Source organism: Streptomyces sp. MJM8645, from assembly GCF_001625365.1.
In the GTDB taxonomy this organism is placed as follows: Bacteria; Actinomycetota; Actinomycetes; order Streptomycetales; family Streptomycetaceae; genus Kitasatospora.
Window position 1 is genome coordinate 6,520,180 of sequence record NZ_LJJF01000001.1, and the last position, 18,518, is coordinate 6,538,697.

Annotated in this window: 18 protein-coding genes; 7 read left to right on the forward strand and 11 right to left on the reverse strand. The window is 74.4% G+C overall.

The window, feature by feature from the left end:
• Nucleotides 1–96: 96 nt before the first annotated feature.
• Nucleotides 97–1,707 carry an amidohydrolase gene (locus A6F73_RS27765; protein WP_063350268.1) on the reverse strand — a complete coding sequence of 537 codons (1,611 nt, stop codon included), beginning with the start codon at nt 1,705–1,707 and terminating at the stop codon, nt 97–99.
• A 261-nt stretch (nt 1,708–1,968) separates the two neighbouring features.
• Here A6F73_RS27765 and A6F73_RS27770 point away from each other — a divergent pair, with 261 nt between their 5' ends.
• From A6F73_RS27770 to A6F73_RS27790, 5 genes are all read left to right on the forward strand, one after another.
• Nucleotides 1,969–2,577, forward strand: a complete 609-nt coding sequence (locus A6F73_RS27770) for a TetR/AcrR family transcriptional regulator C-terminal domain-containing protein (protein ID WP_063350269.1) — start codon at nt 1,969–1,971, stop codon at nt 2,575–2,577.
• Nucleotides 2,578–3,216: 639 nt separating this feature from the next.
• A complete protein-coding gene (locus A6F73_RS27775; RefSeq protein WP_063350270.1) occupies nt 3,217–3,600 on the forward strand; it encodes a hypothetical protein in 384 nt (127 codons plus the stop codon).
• 88 nt (nt 3,601–3,688) lie between these two features.
• Nucleotides 3,689–4,729: a hypothetical protein gene (locus A6F73_RS27780; protein WP_079136070.1), complete on the forward strand. Its 1,041-nt coding sequence runs from the start codon at nt 3,689–3,691 to the stop codon at nt 4,727–4,729.
• 82 nt (nt 4,730–4,811) lie between these two features.
• Nucleotides 4,812–5,207, forward strand: a complete 396-nt coding sequence (locus tag A6F73_RS27785; RefSeq protein ID WP_347878555.1) for a roadblock/LC7 domain-containing protein — start codon at nt 4,812–4,814, stop codon at nt 5,205–5,207.
• A 77-nt stretch (nt 5,208–5,284) separates the two neighbouring features.
• Complete coding sequence (locus A6F73_RS27790) at nt 5,285–5,659, forward strand: hypothetical protein (RefSeq protein ID WP_063350272.1); 375 nt, start codon at nt 5,285–5,287, stop codon at nt 5,657–5,659.
• A gap of 80 nt (nt 5,660–5,739) precedes the next feature.
• On the opposite strand, the gene A6F73_RS27795 is transcribed toward A6F73_RS27790, so the two are convergent.
• The 7 genes from A6F73_RS27795 to A6F73_RS27825 form a co-directional block, all read right to left on the reverse strand.
• Nucleotides 5,740–6,156: a DUF6188 family protein gene (locus A6F73_RS27795; RefSeq protein ID WP_063350273.1), complete on the reverse strand. Its 417-nt coding sequence runs from the start codon at nt 6,154–6,156 to the stop codon at nt 5,740–5,742.
• Nucleotides 6,157–6,293: 137 nt separating this feature from the next.
• Nucleotides 6,294–7,409: an NUDIX domain-containing protein gene (locus A6F73_RS39605; protein WP_079136071.1), complete on the reverse strand. Its 1,116-nt coding sequence runs from the start codon at nt 7,407–7,409 to the stop codon at nt 6,294–6,296.
• A gap of 108 nt (nt 7,410–7,517) precedes the next feature.
• The gene (locus A6F73_RS27805) at nt 7,518–8,399 is read right to left on the reverse strand and encodes an SGNH/GDSL hydrolase family protein (RefSeq protein WP_063350274.1); all 882 of its coding nucleotides are present in this window, start codon (nt 8,397–8,399) and stop codon (nt 7,518–7,520) included.
• Nucleotides 8,374–9,600, reverse strand: a complete 1,227-nt coding sequence (locus A6F73_RS27810) for a glycosyltransferase (protein WP_063350275.1) — start codon at nt 9,598–9,600, stop codon at nt 8,374–8,376. Before A6F73_RS27810 ends, A6F73_RS27805 begins: the two co-directional genes overlap by 26 nt.
• Entirely contained in the window at nt 9,597–10,814 is a 1,218-nt protein-coding gene (locus tag A6F73_RS27815; protein WP_079136072.1) for a glycosyltransferase family 1 protein, read from the reverse strand. The genes A6F73_RS27810 and A6F73_RS27815 overlap by 4 nt, the downstream gene beginning before the upstream one ends.
• 108 nt (nt 10,815–10,922) lie before the next feature.
• Nucleotides 10,923–11,111 (reverse strand): DUF1508 domain-containing protein, encoded by a 189-nt coding sequence (locus A6F73_RS27820; protein WP_063350276.1) that lies wholly within the window; start codon nt 11,109–11,111, stop codon nt 10,923–10,925.
• Nucleotides 11,112–11,315: 204 nt separating this feature from the next.
• Nucleotides 11,316–13,037, reverse strand: a complete 1,722-nt coding sequence (locus A6F73_RS27825) for a serine/threonine-protein kinase (protein WP_244293520.1) — start codon at nt 13,035–13,037, stop codon at nt 11,316–11,318.
• Between the two features lie 141 nt (nt 13,038–13,178).
• Between A6F73_RS27825 and A6F73_RS27830 the strand changes: the two genes are divergently transcribed.
• Nucleotides 13,179–13,973: an FHA domain-containing protein gene (locus A6F73_RS27830; RefSeq protein WP_244293521.1), complete on the forward strand. Its 795-nt coding sequence runs from the start codon at nt 13,179–13,181 to the stop codon at nt 13,971–13,973.
• An 8-nt stretch (nt 13,974–13,981) separates the two neighbouring features.
• Here A6F73_RS27830 and A6F73_RS27835 read toward each other — a convergent pair whose 3' ends face one another.
• The 3 genes from A6F73_RS27835 to A6F73_RS27845 form a co-directional block, all read right to left on the reverse strand.
• Nucleotides 13,982–14,215 (reverse strand): hypothetical protein, encoded by a 234-nt coding sequence (locus A6F73_RS27835; protein ID WP_063350277.1) that lies wholly within the window; start codon nt 14,213–14,215, stop codon nt 13,982–13,984.
• A 31-nt stretch (nt 14,216–14,246) separates the two neighbouring features.
• Complete coding sequence (locus tag A6F73_RS27840) at nt 14,247–16,778, reverse strand: ATP-binding protein (RefSeq protein WP_159398554.1); 2,532 nt, start codon at nt 16,776–16,778, stop codon at nt 14,247–14,249.
• Nucleotides 16,779–16,859: 81 nt separating this feature from the next.
• Nucleotides 16,860–17,594 (reverse strand): Crp/Fnr family transcriptional regulator, encoded by a 735-nt coding sequence (locus A6F73_RS27845; protein WP_063350279.1) that lies wholly within the window; start codon nt 17,592–17,594, stop codon nt 16,860–16,862.
• A 173-nt stretch (nt 17,595–17,767) separates the two neighbouring features.
• Here A6F73_RS27845 and A6F73_RS27850 point away from each other — a divergent pair, with 173 nt between their 5' ends.
• On the forward strand, nt 17,768–18,511 hold the full coding sequence (locus A6F73_RS27850; RefSeq protein WP_063350280.1) for a hypothetical protein: 744 nt from the start codon (nt 17,768–17,770) through the stop codon (nt 18,509–18,511).
• The last annotated feature ends 7 nt before the right edge of the window (nt 18,512–18,518 follow it).

Genomic DNA, 18,518 nt, shown 5'->3' on the forward strand with positions numbered 1-18,518 from the left:
CGGGCGGTCGACGGGGGGAGCGGACGCCGTGGGGGGGTTCCGGCGGGCGGGTACCGGGGGGGGGGGGGGGGGGGGGGGGGGGGGGATCCCGGGGGGTCAGTGCGTGCGTCGGCCGCCGAGCCAGGTCCCGGCCACCGGGACGGCGGCCAGCTCGGCGGCCGGCACCGCGTAGGGATCGGCCGCCAGGTGCACCAGGTCGGCCCGCATCCCGGGGCGCAGCACGCCCCACTCCGCCTCCTCGAAGGCCTGGTGAGCGACGCCCGCCGAGTACGCCGCGAGTGCCTCGGTGAGGCCGATCCGCTCCTGGGGCAGCCAGCCGCCGGCCGGCAGGCCGTCCGGGGTCTGCCGGGTGACGGCCGTGGCGAGACCGGCCAGCGGCTCGTAACGGGTGACCGGCCAGTCGCTGCCGAAGGAGACCCGGGCGCCACCGCGCAGCAGGGCGGCGATCTGGTACTGCCGGGCGCCGCGCTCGGGGCCGAGCCGGGGGAGGGTGAGTTCGGTCATCAGCGGGTCGGTCTGGGCCCACAGCGGTTCGAAGTTGGCGATCACGCCGAGTTCGGCGAAGCGGGGCAGGTCGGCCGGGTCGACGAGCTGGACGTGGGCGATCACCGGGCGGCGGGCGCGCAGGCCGTTGCGGCGGGTGGCGGCCTCGACGGCGTCCAGGGCGATCCGGACGCCGTGGTCGCCGATGGCGTGGATGTGCGGCTGGAAGCCGAGCGCGTCGACGGCGGTGACGGCGTCGGCCAGTTCGGCGCCGGTCCAGTTGGCGACGCCGTGGGAGTGCGGGCAGTCGCTGTAGGGCGCCAGGAGGGCGGCTGTCCCGGACTCGACGACGCCGTCGGCGAAGAACTTGACCGCCCGGGCGGTGAGCCGGCCGCGCCCGCCGGCCTCGACCCGCTCCCGGTCGGCGGCCAGGGCGGGGAGCCGTGCGCGCCAGCCGTCCGGTTCGAGCAGCAGCGCCAGCCCGGCCCGGACGGGCAGGTCGTGCTCGGCGACGGCGGCGAGCCAGGTGTCGACCTGCGTGGGCTCGATCCAGGCGTCCTGGAGCCAGGTGAGCCCGGCGGCGGCGAGCGCGGCGGTGGTCTCGCGCAGGGCGGCGACCTGCTCGGCGAGCGGGAGCGGCGGGACGAGCGCGAGGACGGGGTTGAGGGCGCCGAACTCGCGCAGGGTGCCGAGCGGGGCGCCGTCCGGGCGGCGGACGATCTCGCCGCCCACGGGGTCGGGCGTGTCCGGCCCGTACCCGGCGCGGCGCAGCGCCTCGCTGTTGGCCCAGCCGGTGTGGTGGTCCATGGTGCGCAGCAGGACGGGCCGGTCGGGGACGGCGGCGTCGAGCAGCCGGGCGTCGAACAGGCCGCCCTCGGCGAGCCACGGGTCGACGGCGTCCCCGGTGATCCACTCGGCCTCGGGGTGCCGGGCGGCCCAGGTGCGGACGGCCTCGACGACCTCCTCCAGGCTGGTGCAGTCGCGCACCGGCACGCCGCGCAGCCCGATGGCGCCGATCAGCGGGTGGAGGTGGCCGTCGCCGAAGGAGGGCAACAGGGCGCCGCCCGCCAGGTCGACGGTCTCGGTGCGGTCGTCGCGCAGGGCGAGCGCCGCGTCGCCGAGGGCGGTGATCCGCCCGGCGGTGACGGCGAGGGCGTGGGTGGCGGGGTGGGCGGGGTCTCCGGTGTGGATCCGGCCGCCGGTGAAGATCGTGTCGGCACGCATGGGGGAGCGTCCTCTCCGGGTCGCGGCAGGCGACGAGGGCGACCTGCCTAAACCGAATGGGGTTCGGTTACCGTAGGCGCGGCACCGGCGGGTGCGGAAGAGTTTTATTGAAAGCCATTCAGTAACGCTTGGGTAACTATGATCTTGAGGGTTCTCCGGAAGGCTCCCGGCCCCTCGCCCTCCCGAAGATCCTCCGGAAGGCTCCCCGAGCGACTTCCCGAAGGACTCCCCGAAAGACTCTCCGAAAGGCGAGGAACCGGCATGGCCAGGCCGCGCACACCCCTGCTGGACCGGCAGCGCATCGTCGACACCGCGCTGCGGCTGGTCGACGAGTCGGGCGACCTCACCATCCCCGGCCTCGCCGGCGCCCTCAAGGTCGGCCCCTCCGCGCTCTACCACCACGTCGCCGGCCGGGCCGAGATCGTCGCCCTGATGCGCGCCGAACTCGTCCGCACCATCGGCGAGCAGTCGATGTGGGACCAGCGCTGGGACGCGGCGCTGCGCACCTGGGCGCACGCCTACCGGGACGCCTTCGCCGAACACCCCGGCATCGTCCGCCTGCTCGCCACCGCCCCGCTCGCCGAACCGTTCATGCACGAGCTGTACGAGCGTGCCGTCGCCACCCTGGAGGGCGCGGGCTTCGCCGCCCGGGACGTGATGGGCGTGATCACCGCCCTGGAGAGCTTCATCCTCGGCTCCGCCCTCGACCTGGTCGCCCCGGACGTCATGGTCGACGCCGTCGACCGTGACGCCACCCCTCGCCTGGCCGACGCCCTCGATGCCGTCCCCGCCGGCCGCGAACGCGCCGACCGGGCCTTCGAGCTGGGCCTCACCGCCTTGATCGCGGGCTACCGGGCGCTGCTGCCCTGACCGCCCTCCGTGCTGGAGCCGGGGCGCGCCGGGGTCGGGTCGCCGCAGTTCCGCCGGGTCCGGTCCCGTTCCTCCATCCGGTTTCTGAGCAGGCGTGATGACCTGCTAATGTTCTTCTCGTCGGGAGGGAAACAAACTCCCGAGCAGGCGTCAGCGGTGCTACCAGAGCACGTCCTACTTTCAGTAGGAAGAGTCCGTGCGACCCGGGCCTGGCGCTCCACCCGAAGGGGCTCGTTCCGTCCAGCGGAACGGGCCCCTTCGTCATGCCCGGGGGCTCCGGCGGCAGTCGGGCGGCGACCCGGTGGTGTAGACCTGTTTGCCCGGGCCCCTATCGCATGTCGGCGGTCGAAACCCTGCCGTGCGGCCGGTTCTCGGCCAAGCTCCCCTGCCAGGTGGTCGGCGGGTGGCGGTGGGCTGCGGTCCGCGACCGTCCCCGGGCCAGCGGGTTCGCCCGGCAGCGGTGGCTGACGCCTTGTCACACCTTGGCCGGAAGTGGACGCTACTGATGTGAATATGCCATTGGAATGTTCGTCATATGGAATCCGGCAGTAGCCTTCCGTGTCGAGCCCGCCACTGCTGGTGGCGGCCCGGCCGTGCCGTGCTGCGCCCGGCTGCCCAGACCCCCTCGAAGGAGCCGGTGTGCCGGGTATCGACGAATGCCTCGCCGGAGCGATGTCGATCTCCGGGGCACGCTCCGCGAGCCTGGTCGACTGGAGCAGCGGACTAGCACTCGGCAGCCTCGGCGAGTGCCCGACCGGTGACCACGAGACCGCGGCCGCCGAGACAACCGACTTGGTACGGGCGGCCGTTGAGAGCCAGACCTTCACCGGGGCGGAGGATCGGCGGTCGCCGTTACAGGACGTCATCGTCACCGCCGGACGCAGCTACCACCTCATCTGCTTCATCGACACCGTCTTCGACAGCCGCCTCGTCCTCCACCTCTGGCTCGACCGCGCCCAGGGCAACCTCGCCGCCGCCCGCTACCGCCTCCAGGCGCTCGCCGAGGAACTGGTGCTGGGGTGAGCGGGACGCCCATCGCGGCCATCGGGTTTCGGCCAGCACGCCGGACGGGCCGCCCCCGCCGCCCGCGCTCCACCGGGCGGTGGCCCCGATGAACGCCGCGCCCGCCGCCGTCCGCCCGCCCGCCATGCCGCAGACCCCCGGCGAGGCCCTTGGCCTGCTCGCGACCCGCCGCGCCACCGGCGCCCTGTGCGGCCCGCTCGGCAGCCTGCACCTCGTCGACGGCCAGGTGGCGCACGCCGACTCCCCGCGCGCGCCCGGCCTGGCCGAACTGCTTACCGGCTGCGGCCGGATCACCCCCGGGCAGTGGGCGGAGCTGCTCCGGCTCGACGGCCCGCGCGCCCGGGTCGGTGAGGCACTGGTCGAACGGCGGCTGCTCACCCGGGGCGAGCTCGAACTCGGCCACCTGGGCACGCTCTTCGACGCCGCGTTCTTCGTCCTCGCCGACCGGACCGGCGGCGTCTGGCGGTTCGAGTCCGACGCCCGGCACTGGCTGGGCCCGGTGGCCACGGTCGACCCCGGCCGGCTGCGCCGCGAGGTCGAGCGCCGGGGCCGGCTGCTGGAACGCATCTGGCCCTGGCCGCAGCTCGACACCGCGCCGGTCCGCCCGGTGGTGCCGGTCCCACGGCCGTCGCACCGCCCGCCCGGCCGCCGCCGGCGCGAACTGCTGGACCACGCCGACGGCCGAAGAACCCCGGCGGACCTGGCGCGCCTGCTCGGCCGGTCCGGCTTCGGCGTCACGGCGGACGTCCGCCGCCTGGCCGCCGCCGGGCTGCTCGACGCCCCGCGGTACGCCGCACCGGCGGCCGCGCCGGCGGTGGCACCGAGCGCCGCGACACCTGTGGCACCGGTGACGCCCGTGGCACCTGGGGCGCCGAGGCCCGCGGCGCCCGTCGCGGAAGCCGAGGCGCCGGCTCCCGAGGCGCCGGCCCCCGCCCGCCCGCCGGGAGGAGGCCTGCACCGCCGGGTCCCCGGCGCCACCCTCACCGGCGCCACGCCGTCCGGTCCCGTGGCCCCCGCCCGCTCCGATCGCCCGCCCACCACGGCAGCGGCCCACCCGCCGCTGGCCGTCCCCGACCCGGACATCGCGCTGCTGACCCGGGTCCGAACCCTTCTGGAGGCCCGACTTTGAACCACTCTCCACCCGCGACCCCGCCGTCCCGGCCATGAGGCGGGTGCTCAAGCAGCGTGTCGGAAGGAGACAACTGATCGCCTTGGAGACCGAACTGCTCGCCGAGCTCCGCGCCGTCAAGCAGCGCGTCCCGCACCTCGCGGGTGGCCTGGTGGCCAGCGTGGACGGCCTGTTGGTCGCGCACGACACCCACGGGGCGGAACCCTCCGGCCTGGCCGCGATGACGGCGGCCTCGCTGTCGCTGGCCCAACGGCTCGCCGACACCACCGGCCAGGGCGAGTTCCGCGAGTCGCTGGTGCGCGGCGAGCACGGCTACGTCGCCACCTACGCGGCCGGGGGCAGCTGCGTGCTGGCCCTGCTGGCGCACCCGGACGTCAACGTCGGCCGGCTGCACCTGGAGGCCCGCCGCTCGGCCCAGCGGATCGCCGGGCTGCTCAGCGACAGCCTCCTGCCGAAGGACCCCCGCGACCCGACCTGACCGGCCTGACCGGCCAGGCCCCCGGCCCGACCTCACCTATCACCCCAGCACCCCACCATCGAAAGGGAGTTACCCAGATGACCGACGCAGCCGGCGCGCTCAAGCAGGCCATGACCAGCATCGAGGGCGCCATCGGCGCGGCACTCGTGGACTACAACAGCGGCATGGCGCTCGCCACCCTCGACGGCCCCGGCGGGCTGGACCTCAACGTGGCCGCGGCGGGGAACACCGACGTGGTCCGCGCCAAGATGCGCACCATGGACATGCTCGGCCTACAGGACGGGATCGAGGACATCCTGATCACCCTCAGCAGCCAGTACCACCTGATCCGGCCGCTCGCCGGCCGCACCGGCAAGGGCCTCTTCCTCTACCTGGCGCTGGACAAGGCGCGGGCCAACCTGGCGATGGCCCGCCACCAGCTCACCAGGATCGAGGCCGACCTGGAGGTCTGACAGGTCGGACAGGCGGACAGCTCGAAAAGCTCGGACAGGCCGGAGAGTCCGACCGGACGACGCGTCGGCCCGGCGCCGGCTCAGGCCGCGCCGGGCGCCGTCCACCGGACCTCGCCGCCCGGTAGCCCCGCGCACACCGCCCCCTCGGCGGTCTCCACGCTCCACGGCGCGAGCTGCGCGTGCGGCGGGACGGACAGCGCGCCGCCCTCCGCGAAGGCCAGCTCCAGGCCGCCGGCGAGGGTGATCTCGGCGGTGTCGACGGTCCGGCCGACGAGCGCGAGCAGGGTGCCGGTCGGACGGACGGTCAGCGCCGGAAAGTAGTGCTCGACCTCCGCCGGGGCGGTGAAGGAGGGCGCGGCGAGGCGGAACTCGTGCGCCACCCGGACGGTCACCGGTCCGTCGAGGGTGAGGTCCAGCCGGTCGCCGCCGCTGACCGACGCCACTCGGCGGCCGGCCAGCGCCTCCGTGATCCCGTGCTGCGTGATCCCGTTCTGCATGGCCCCAGTGTGACCCACCCGACCCGGCCTTGTCCGCCCTGCCCAACAGCCCCGCCCAACAGCCCCGCCCGACCGGCCGGTCCCCCTGCCGCGCCCTCCTGAACCCTCCTGAACCCGCTCGACCCGCCCGCCCGCCGCTACCCGGCGGCGCGTCCGCGCACCAGCTCGGCCGGCCCGCCCGCCCGCTCCCGCGCGGCCAGCGCGGCGGCCGTCCGGGCCCAGGACGGGCCGGTCAGCAGCGCCCGTGCCTCGGCGGGGCCGCAGAGCCGCCACTCCACCAGCTCCTCCTCCGGCAGTGCGATCGAACCGAGCATCCGTTCCGTCACCGTGCCCCCGTCGAACACGGACACCAGCACGGCGGTGTCCCGCCCGGTCGCCGGGTCGGCCTCCGGATCGGCGGCCGCCCCGGGCTGCCAGTCCAGCGCCAGCAGCCGCCCCGGTTCGACCTCCCAGCCGAGTTCCTCGCGGATCTCGCGTCGGACGGCCGCCCGGGGCAGTTCCCGGTCCGCCTCGATCCCGCCGCCCGGCAGCGTCCAGTACGGCACCCGGCCGCGCGGCCCGTCCCACGGCCGCAGCCGGACCAGCAGGACCCGCCCGGCGTCGTCGGTGAACAGGGCCCGGGCCTTGGCCCGGATCCGCGGGCGGGTGGCGATGTAGGTGGCCCGGTCCATCGGCGGCTCGTACCCGGGCCCGCCGGGGGCGGAGCCCAGGGCGGGCGCGTCGGCCAGCCCGGTGTACGCGGGCGGCGATTCGTCCGCCGGCAGGTGGTCGAGGGTGTGCCCCACGGGCCTGCTGTCCTCCAGCTCCAGCGGACCGGCCGACCGCGGCGCCCGCAGGCAGGCCGTGACCCGGCGGGACAGCAGGGGCGGCAGCGCGTGGCCCGCCTGTTCCGGGGTCAGCCAGGCCCAGCCGCCGACCTCCGCCGCGTCCGGCCGGATCGCCGCGGCCTGTTCGGCGGTGAGCGGCTGCGCCCAGTACAGGTACGCGGCGATCGGCGGCCGGAAGTGGTCGAGCGTCCAGTCGACGCAGGCCAGCGGCCCCAGCCGGGGCGTGAACCCGAGTTCCTCCACCACCTCGCGCAGCGCGGTCTCCCGCGGCGAGCGGTCCTGCGGCTCCCACCCGCCGCCCGGGATCGCCACAGGATGCTTCCGGTCGTACGGCAACCGCACCACCAGCACCCGCCTCCGCTCGTCCGGGAACAGCACCCCCGCCGCCGCCAGCAACTCCCGCCCGCTCCCGGATGACGCGTCCACCGCTGCTCCCTCCGTCAGGCCCGGTTCGAAGGCCGTGTCCCCCCGACGACTCGGCGGACCCCTTTCATGGTTCCCCCCACGAGCCGTCCTAGCCGAGCCCCCGCCGCCTCACCCCAGTGACGCGAGGGCCTGGGCCGCCGCGCGGGCCATCTGCTCGTCGTGCCGCCCGCTGGACCCGCGCAGCCGGGCGAGGCCTTCGGCCGCCGCCAGGGCGAGCAGCCCGGGCAGCAGGTCGGTGCTGCGGGCGGCGACCCAGCGGGTGCCCTGGGTGGCCATCCACCACAGGTCGGCGGCCCGGCCGGGCGGGGCCTCGGCGGGGGTGTCGACGGGCGGCGGGCCGAGGGGGTGGCCGGTGGCGGCGAGCAGTTCGTGGAACCGGCGGGCGATCAGGTGGTGGCCCTCGGCGCTGGGGTGCAGCCGGTCGACGCTGAGCAGCCGGCGCTGCGCGCACCAGGGCAGCTCGGCGATGTGCAGGTGCACCGCCCGGTGCCGGGCGGCGAGGGCGTGCACGACGGTGTTGACGGCCTGCATCCGCCGCGCCAGCGGTCGGGCCAGCGGCGCGGGCAGGCGGAGCAGGGTGCCCGGATCGGGCAGGCAGGCGGTCAGCAGGACGGCGCCGTGGCTGGAGAGTTCGCCCAGGGTGGCGTCCAGCTCCAGGGTGGTGCGCCGGATGTCGAAGCCCGCCCGTAGGGTGTCGTTGCCGCCGACCACCACGGCCGCGAACCGCGGCCGCAGTGCCAGTGCGGCGGGGAGTTGACGATTCGTCAGATCAGCGGTCAGGGCGCCGCTGCACGCCAGGTTGGTGAACTCGACGCCGCCCTCGGGTGCCAGCGACCGGGCCAGGACGGCGGCCCAGCCGCGCCACCCCTCGCCGACCGGGTCCCCGACCCCTTCGGTCAGCGAGTCCCCGAGCGCGACGAACCGCACCGGCCCGCTGGTGGCCGGGCGGCCGTCCGCGGACCGGTCACGCCCGGTGCCGAGCACGCTCATCCCAACCCTCCTCCACCGCACCGGGGTTGCGCACGCCGGGGTTCCGCATGCCGGGGTTCCGAACGCTGTGGGCCGCGAGGAACGCGGCCACCGCGGCCGGCCAGCCGTACCGCTCGGCCTGGGCCCGGGCGCCGGCCCGCCGCGCCTGCTCCGGGCGTGCCAGCAACTCCCGTACCGCCGAGGCGAATCCGGCCCCGGTGTCGGCGGCGGCCATCCCGGCCAGGCCGATCAGCCCGGGCAGCGCGGAGGAGCGGCTGACCGCCACCGGAGTCCCGCAGGCCAGCGCCTCCAGCGCGGCGAGCCCGAAGGTCTCCACCGGCCCGGGCGCGAGCACCACGTCCGCGCAGCCCAGCAGCCTGGCCAGTTCCTCCCGCCGGCCCAGGTGCCCGAGGAGGCGCACCGGCAGTCGCAGCCGCTCCGCCCGGGCCGCCAGCCGGTCCCGCAACGGTCCGGCCCCGGCCACCACCAGGACGGCCGGCAGCCCCCGGGCCCGCAGCGCGGCCAGCGCCTCGACGGCCCGTTCGGGCCGCTTCTCGGCCGAGAGCCGGGAGCAGAGCACCAGCAGCACGTCGTCCGGCCCGCAGTACCGTGCCCGCTCCCGGGCCCGCGCGGCCGGCGGCAGCGGGCGCATCGCGTCCAGGTCCACGCCGAGCGGGGCCCGGACCAGGTTGGGCACGCCGATCCGCCGGAACTCCGCCGCCGCCCAGTCGGTGGTGCAGAGCACCGCGTCGTACGTACGGGCCGTCGCCGCGTTGAGCCGGTCGGCGGCCGCGTCGGCGAGCGGGCGGGGCAGCCCCCAGGCGCGCAGCAGCCCGACGGCGCTCTCGTGCGACACCATCACCGAGCGGACGCCGTGCCGCCGGGCCCAACTGCCGGTCCAGCGCAGCGTGGTGCGGTCGGACACCTCCAGCCGGTCGGGTTTCAGCCGGGTCAGTTCGGCGGCCACCGCCCGCCGGTCGGTGAGCACCCGGTAGCCGCCGCTGGCCGGCAGCACCGGCCCGGGCAGGGTGACCACCAGGCCCTGCTCGCACTCCTCCTCGCTGCGCCGCTCCCCGGGCACGATCAGCACCGGCCGGTGCCCGGCGGCCAGGTAGCCGGCGCCGAGGTGGCGCAGCGCGGTGCGCAGGCCCCCGGAGACCGGGGTGACGAAGTTCGCGAGCCGCACGATGGTCAGTGGCTCGCGGTCGGCGGTGTCCGTCATGCCGGCAGCTCCTCCACGACGGCGACCGGCTCGACGACCGCCGGGGGAGCGGCAGGGGGAGCCACCGGTGTGCCCCGGTGCTCGGCGAGGACCTCCGCGTAGTGCCGCAGCAGCAGGTCGCCGACCGCCTCCCAGGTCCGCGCGGTCACCTCGGCCCGTCCGGCGCGCCCGTACGCGGCCCGCCGCCCGGGGTCGGCGGCCAGTTCCGCCACCGCCCGGGCCACCGCGGCGCCGTCCCGGGGCGGCACCAGCAGGCCCGTCCGGTGGTGCGCGACCAGGTCCAGCGGGCCGCCGGCGGCCGGGCCGATCACCGGCACGCCGCTCGCCATCGCCTCCTGGATGGTCTGGCAGAAGGTCTCCAGCGGGCCGGTGTGCACGAACACGTCCAGGGTCGCGAAACAGCGGGCCAGTTCCTCGCCGGTCCGGCGGCCGAGGAACACCGCGCCGGGCATCGAGGCCCGCAGCCCGGGCCCGGACGGCCCGTCCCCGATCACCACCACCCGCACCCCGGGCAGGGCCGACGCGGCGGCCAGCAGGTCGACCCGCTTCTCGGGCGCCAGCCGCCCGACGTACCCGACCAGCACCTCGCCGCCCGGGGCGAGCGCCCGGTGCAGCGCCTCGTCCCGGTGCCGGGGGTGGAACCGCACCGAGTCCACCCCGCGCGGCCACAGCTGCACCCGGGGCACCCCGTGCGCGGTGAGGTCCTGGGCGGCGGGCGTGGACGGCGCCAGCGTCCGGGCCGCGGCCCGGTGCACGGCCCGGATCCGCCGCCAGGCGGCCGCCTCCCCGAGGCCCCGCCCGGCCCGGTAGGCGTGCGCGTACCCGGCGAGGTCGGTCTGGTAGACGGCCACGGCGGGGACGCCGAGGCGGGCCGCGGCCTGCATCCCGCGCGCGCCGAGCACGAACGGGCTGGCCAGGTGCACGATGTCCGGCCGGTGCCCGGCGACGGCGGCCGCCAACTGCCGGCTCGGCAGCGCGATCCGCACCTGCGGGTACCCGGGCAGCGGCACCGACGGAATGCGCACCACCGGCAGCTCCACCGCTTCGGAGCCGCCGAAGGTGTGCGGCGGGCACGTGGCGCCCCGCGCGGGTGCGGGGGTGACGACGAGTGGCTGGTGGCCCCGGCGGACCAGATGCTCGGCCGTCCGCAGCACGCTGTGGGCGACTCCGTTGACCTCGGGCGGGAAGGATTCGGTGACGATGACGACGCGCATGCCAGAGTTCTGTCCGCGCCCGGCGTGCACCCGGCCAAAGGGATCTGTCGTACAAGCGAACGCGGGTCGGCGATTTGCACCGCCGACCCGCGCCCGCACCGCGCCGCCTCAGTGCGACCCGGCCGCCTCCTTGAGCTCCGCGTACGGCGCGAGCTTGCGGAGCGACTCGATGCTCCTGAGGCACTCGTCCTTGCTCTCGTGCGGGTCCCCGGTGACGATGACCGTCCCGTTGCTCGCCTTGAGTCGGAAGCGGTGCATCCCGCTCTCGTCCTTGTACAGCTCGAACTTTCCAGCCATGCCTGTAACAGCCTTCCGTTCAGGTGACCCCCTCGCACCGCACCGTAGGGCCAGCCCGGTTGCTCCGCCCGCCGGCTGGGGCATCCGAGTCATCCGGCCCTGCCCACCTGGCCCGTTCGGGTCAGGTGGTGCTCGCGGGGGAGCTGTGGGCCTGCGGGCGGTTGGGCGTGGTGGCCCGGGAGTGCTCCTCGCGGAAGCCTCGTTTCACCGGCGGACCGGGGTGGTGCCGTTCATGCCGAAGCGAGCGGAGCACTGCTCGCCGGATCGGTTGTTCGCGTTCCACACGCAGATCCACATCGTGTAGCCGATGTCCGGGACGAAGCTCGTCTTCGCGGCGCCCACGGAGGCGCGGAAGGTGTAGGTGATGCCGTCACTGCGGGCGAGCTCGGCGACGCAGGTCTGGGTCAGGGAGGTGTTGAGCACGCCCGCGAGCGAGCCGGAGCCGTTGTCGTCCAGCCAGGCGGAACAGGCGGCGGTGGGGCCGAGCCAGTCGGTGTCCGCCTCGGAGCCCTTGACCTGTGCCGGGTCGTCGCTGCCGTTGATGCCGCGGATCGATGACGAGGTGGGGCTGGGGGCGGCCGTTGAGGGTGCGGCGGTGGCCGTGTTCGGTGGGGTGGCCGTTTCGCCAGGCGGGGTGGTCGGGGGCTGGGTAGCGGGTTTGGCGGCAGCGAAGGTCGAGGGCCGCGGGCTCGGGGAGGGCGCCCGCGTGGTGGCGGCCGGGGCGGTTGAAGGCGGGGGAGAGGGTTCGGCGGTGGCGGTGGCGGTGGCGGAGATCGAGGCGCTCGGGCTCGCGGAGGGTCCTTGCGTCGTCCCGGCCAAGGGCTCGACGGCGACCTGCACGCCGCCGGACTCCTGCGCGTCGTGGTGCTGCGGGGAGGTGGACGGGCTGAGGACGAACACCGCGACCGCGCCGAGGGCGGTCGCCGCGGCGATCGGCAACAGGAACAGGTGCTTGCGCGGGCGGCGAGGTGATGCGAGGGGTGCGGGCCCGACGTCGGGCTTCGGGTCCGTGCTCGTATCCGGTGGCGGGACGGTCTCCAGCTTGCCGACGGGCGTTTCGGCGAACGCACGTCGAGCGCCGATGCGTGACATGACCTCGGGCGGCCAGGACGGGGGAGGGGCGGGCCGGTGCGTGCGCGTCGCCAGGACGATCTCGTCGGCGGTGGGGCGTGCGCCGGGGTCGGTGGCGAGACAGGGCCCGAGGAGGGCGGCGAGGTCGGCGTCCACGGCGCGCAGCGGCTCCACGTCGGGGACGGCGCCGGGTGTGCGACCCGAGGCGGCGTAGAGCAGGAGCGCCGCGAGCGAGTAGACGTCCGCGGGCGCTGCCACGTCCTCCTCCCCGGCCTGCTGTTCCGGTGCCGAGAAGCCCTGCGTTCCGTAGCTGCCACCGCTCCTGGTGAGCCTCGCCTGGTCCGCGGCGCGCGCGATGCCGAAGTCGATCAGCTTCACGCCGTCGCGCACCAGCATGACGTTGGCGGGCTTGATGTCGCGGTGCGCGATCCGGGACGCGTGTACGGCCCGCAGTTGAGCGGCCGTCTCGGCCAGCAGTAGCCACAGCGCCCCGGCGGGCAGCGGGCCGTGCAGCCGGACCGCCTCGTCCACCGTGAGCCCGGGGACGTACTCGGTGGCGAACCACGGGCGTTCCTGAGTGGCGTCGCTCGCCAGCACCCGCGGTCCGACTCCGAGCGGCACACGGTAGAGGATGCCGACCTCTCGTTCGAAGCGCTCGCCGGGGACCAGCCGCGGCCGGACGAGCTTGACAGCGGCGTAGCCCCTGTCCGAGACCCCGAGGTAGACCTCGCCCATGCCGCCGGTGCCGAGCAGGCCGATGATGCTGAAGCTGCCGATCTCCTGCGGATCGCCCGGACCGAGTGGTTCGGCGACCACGCTGTCGATCGCAGCAGCTCGCCGGCTGATCTCGCTCACGGCGGGCAGGCTATCGGGCAAGTCCACTCCGGACAAGCGGAGTTGGTGGTTCCGCAAGCTCGGCACGCCGCATGCTCGCAGGAGGACTGGTCCTCCCGGTGCGCTCATACACTGGCGCGACCCGAGGCGGAGGTATGTGAGATGGCGTACGAAAACTTCCCACCCCAGATGCTGCCGCCGGGCAGTCCTTCCGGCAGAGTGCCCTCGGCGCCACCCGGGACGATCTTCGTGCTCGGCCCGGAGGGTGGGTACGCCGTGCCGCCGCGCCGGTACACCTTGCTGTTCGGGCGCGACCGCGAGGACGTGCACGTACCGGTCGGTGTCGACGACCCGACCGTCAGCCGTCGGCACGGCGTCTTCACCTGCGCTGGCGCGGACGGCGACTGGTGGCTGGTCAACACCGGCAATCTGCCGATCGAACTGCCCGACGGCGTGCTGATGCTCACCAGCCACAAGCGGATCATCGGGCCCGGGTACACCCCGTTGGTGATCAACTCGTCCAAGCGGCGGTCCCACCTGGTGGAGGTCCGCGTCGTGGACGGGGACGACCTGCACCCCCGTTCCACGAGCGGCGCCGATACCGCGGCCCCCGAGACGGTCTACCTGCTCTCCCTCCAGGAGCGGCTGGTGCTCACCGCGCTCGCCCGGCGCTACCTGGAGGGCCAGGACGCCTTCCCGCTCCCGTCGGCCTGGGAGGAGACCGCCCGGCTGGTCAACGCCTCGCCCCACGTGACCAAGTTCTGGACCCACAAGTCGGTCGCCAACACGGTCGAGGACGTGCGCGAACGGCTGCGCCGACGGGGCGTGCGCGGACTGACGCGCGACGAGGTCGGCGAGCCGGTCGGCTCGACGCTCAGCGTCAACCTGATCAGGGAACTGCTGAAGACGGCGACGCTGAACGCCCAGGACTTGGAGTTGCTGGCCGATCAGGGTTGACGCGTTTCTCAGGCCTCCGTCCCGGGCGTGGCTTCGGCGTTGTGGTTGTAGGTGACGTGCATGGTGCCGTGTTCCACGGCGAAGACGGCTGCCTGGTCCTCGGCCGAGTTCTGCTGGCGCGGTTGGGGCTGCGGTTGTTCGGGGTGATGCTTCGTGTTCGTCACGTGGTTGTTGTCGCCCACGATGAAGGTGCCGGAGACGTCTCCGGCGTGGATGGTGCCGGGGGTGGATTCCGTAGGCATGGTCGGCCTTTCTCGGTTGGTCCTGTGGAGGTCAGCCTCCGCAGTGGGTTACCAGGCTGCGCCAGGCCGAGTTATATGCCGACGCCTGGCTATTCGTGTCGATCGTGGCACCGGACGGATGGTTCCGAAACGAGCGGAACTGGTTCTCCTCCTGCTGGCTAGCGGTCAGAAGGCCCTTGAGGTCGGATACCACGGATCCGTCCCGCGCTTGCGATAGGGCTCCCCGCAACGTGGACTCGCTGGTGCGCAGGTCTTTGAGGATGATGTCGATACGGGATTTCACCGTGCTGTCGTCGGGAACGGTGGAGGTCCGTCGTGAGTTGTACGCGGCTACGGCGTTGTTGTACGAGTCGAGGGCGCTGTGAACGGCGGTCAGGTCGGTGTTGTGCTGCTGGATCTCTTTTCCCAATTCCGGTGCCACCGTTGCGCACACGGGATCGACGGGGTCCGGTGTGACGACGGGGGCAGGGATCGGCGGCTTGGGGGTGTAGACCGGCCGGGTCGGGATCGGTGGGTAGGTGGGCTGGGCCGGCTTGGCCAGGTTCGACTGGTTCTGGGTGTAGACCATGGCGCCCACGCCGAGTACGGCTGAGGCGCCGACCACGCAGGCGACGGCGAGGGCTGCTCCGCCCTTGGCGGCCGCTGCGCCGGCGGTGGTGACCGCGTGGCCCGTGCTGGACGTGGTGGTGGCGCTCGCGGTGTGCGGGTGGTGCGCCCCCGAGAGGTCGATTCGGTGCGGCGCCGCCTGCGAGTGGGAGTGTGCGCCGGCCACATGGCCCCCGGGCGGGGGCTGTTGGGCGGACTGGGACAGGTCGATCACGTGCGGTGTACCCGGCGGGTGCACGGGCGCCGGAGCGCCGGAGGCGGGGACGGGGTGGGTGACGGCCGGCGGCTGGACGACCGGGTGGGTGACGGGCGGTGGTTGGACGACGGGGTGGGTGACGGCCGGTGGTTGGACGACGGGGTGGGTGACGGTCGGCGGCTGGACGACCGGCTGGACGACGGGGTGGGTGACCGTCGGCGGGCTGACCGCCGGGTGTGTGATCAGCGGGGACTGGCCGATGGCGTGTGCCGTGGTGGCCGGGTCGATCGGCGGCACGGCGGTGATCGTCGTCGTGGCGGCCTGGTGGGCCACCGAGTGCGCTTGCAGGGCGGCGAGTTCCTGCCAGAGCGCCCCCGCCTCCAGCACCAGGGTCGTCGTCAGTGCCGCCCGGCCGATCGCCTTGCGGCGGGTGCGCGCCTCCCCCAGGAAGAACTCCTCGCCCGCGCGGTCTCCCGCGCTCTTCGCGGCGGCCCAGCCGGCTCCGAGGAGGCTGCCCCAGGCGTCGAACTGCCGGGAGAGCGCCAGTTTCGGCGAGGCGGCACGGGCCAACTCCACGCCGAGCTGCGCCTGTCCGCTCCGCTCCGCTCCCAGCACCGCGACGTCCAGGGCCTGGAAGTGGGCCGCGACCTCGTCCGGGGTGGTCTCCCGCGACTGGACCCACGCGGTGAGCGCCCGGCAGAGCGGCGCGGCGGGGTACTGCGTCATCCGGCTCTTGAGCACGCACTCGGCGACGTCCGGCGGACACCCGTAGCCGGTTTCCGAGGCGACCAGCAGGCCGTGCCGCACCAGCCCGCTGGCGAGCGCGTCGCTGTCCGTCCGGCTGAGCAGGGCGTCGAGCTGCCGGGCGGCCAACTCGGCGCCGGAGAGCGAGCCGAGCAGGTACAGCAGGTCCCGCTCCTCCGGCCGGAGCCTGTTGAGCAGCGCGGGAAGGAGCGCGGGGAGATCGGCGATGCCCGGCAGGCCCTTGCCGGTCGCGGCCGACAGGGCGATGCGCCGCAGTCGGAGCGGATTGCCGTGCAGGGCGTCGCACAGCGCCGTCACGGTCCGCGCTTCGTCGGGCCGCAGCGCGCGGGCCAGGACCGTCTGGACCAGGACCACCCCTGCCGGGGCCGCCAGTCCGTCGAGCCGGATCGGGTGGACGCCGGTGACCGACGACCGGCGTTGCGAGGTGAAGACGAACGTGGAGTGCTCGGCCAGGTCGAAGAGCCGGTGCAGGTCCTTCTCGTCGAGTCCCGCGTCGTCCAGGTAGATCCGCAGCCGCAGGGTCTTCAGGTGCTCCTTCAGCACCTCCAGCGACGGCTTGTAGTTCGGTGCGTCGAAGCTGATGTCGAAGATCGCCTGCGCGAGGTCGTCGGCCGTCCGGCCGCCGGCTTCGATGTAGGCCGCGCCTTCGGGCCCGCGCGGCAGGGTGCGGGCGAGGTGGCGCAGCAGCGCACTCTTGCCGACCCCGGAGGCGCCCCAGATCTGCACCAACTGGCGTGCCCCGATGGCCTGTTGCAGTTCCTGGAGCTCCCGGTCCCGGCCGATCAGCGGATCGGCGGCGGAACGCGGCAGGTGGGAGATCGGCTGACGTTTGACCGGGTTGGGCGGAGGCCCCGCGTTCACGGTGATGGCCGAACCGTGTCCGGTGGTGATGTTGAGGTTGGTCACGGTGTTCCGGTTGCCGACGATCATCGTTCCGGACACGTCGCCCGCCCGGATTCGCGTGGAACCGTCCGGAGCACCGTTGTTCTCTGGCATCTGTTTCTCCGGTCCTCTCCAACGCTCGGGTTCCGGCACTCGGTCATGCTGGCGCCGACCCGTCGTCGGAACCCGGCGCTTTTACCTGTTTGGTGAGATCGCCCGTGAACCGGCCGGTTCGGCCGCGGCGGCGATCCGGGCGAGGTGGTCCAGGTCGAGGATCGTGATCCTGCGGTAGCCCGTGACGACCGCGCCCGACTCCCGCAGGGCCCGCAGGGCCTTGTGGATCGACGACTCCGCGGCGCCGACCAGCGTGGCCATCTCCGGCTGCGACAGCGGGAGATGGGCTTCGTTGCGGCCGGGGCGCCCGTAGGTGACGGCGAGGTGGTGCAGGATCCTGGCCAGCCGCCCGAGCACGTCGCAACCGGTGAAGTCGACGATCCGGCTGGTCGCCGTGCGCAGCTTGGCCACCACGCTCGCGTTGAGTGCGAGCCCGATGGCGGGGTGCTGCTTCGTGCACGCCAGCAGTTCGGTGGGCAGGATGTAGCGGGCCAGCACCCGGCCGCAGGCGGTCACGGTGCCGATGCGCGGTTGACCGTCGATCCCGGCGAACTCCCCGACGAGGTCCCCGGCCATCCGCACGGCCAGCAGTGCGTCCCGACCGTCCTGTGCGTGCGCGGTGACCTTCACCGTGCCGCCGATCAGGAGCAGCGAGAAGTCCGAGGTGTCGGCCTCGCGGATGGTGATCTGACCGGCCGGGTAGGCCACGCCGTGGCCGAGCTCCAGCAGGACTCGGCGATCGGCCTCGCCGACCCGGCCGAGCAGTCCGGTCGTCGGCCAGTAGGCCCCGGCCCCGCGCATCCGTGTGTTGCTCATCGGTCACTCCTCCTCCTCGTCCGGCCGAAGCCGGACAAGCCGTATTAGTAGCCGGTTTACCCGAGGACCCCTCCTCTACGTTCTGGTTAACCATCGTGTCGGCACCGGGAATTCGGTGCCGACGGCAGTTCGATCCTCGAACCGCCGGCCCTCGTCGTGATCGCGGAGGGAATGTGAATCCGAGGTACGAGTACCGAGCTCTGCTGGCGTGCGACATCGCGGGTTCCGCGGGCCGCGGGCAGCAGCGGCTGCAGGAGATCCGCGGCGTGCTGCGGTCCGCGCTGTTCGGCGCCCTCGGCGTCGCGGAGCTGGACCGGCGGGACTTCGCGTACGTGGACACCGGCGACGGCTGCCGGCTCGTCGCCCCGGCCGGGTTGCCCAAGGCCGGACTGCTGGTCCCGCTGCTGCCGGAGCTGGGCGCGCGGATCCGCGAGCACAACCGGCACGCCGGCCCGGACACCCGGCTGCGGGTACGGGCCGCCGCGCACGCGGGGGAGGTTCGGCTCGATCCGGACGGCACGGTCTCGGGCACCCCGTTCGAGGCGCTCGCCCGGCTGCTCGACTCGCCCCCGCTGCGGCATGCGCTCCTGGACGGTCCGGACGGCACCCCGGTGGCCGCGGTGCTGTCGCAGCACTACTACGAGGAGACGGTCGGGCACGGCTACGAGGGGCTCGAAGCCGGCGCCTTCACCGCGGCCGAGGTCCGGGTCAAGGAGTACGCCGCACGGGCCTGGCTCTGGTACCCGGGCAGTCCGGTCGGGCCGCACGGCGGTCCCGGCCCGGAATCCGGCTCCCGCGAGCGGCCTGCGGAAGCCGAGCCGCGGGCCGTGGAGCAACTCGTCCAAGCCACGGGGAAGGGCACGGTCTTCGCCGTCGGCCGAGGTGGCCAGCACATCCACTACAACGAAGGGGGCTGAAGCGCCG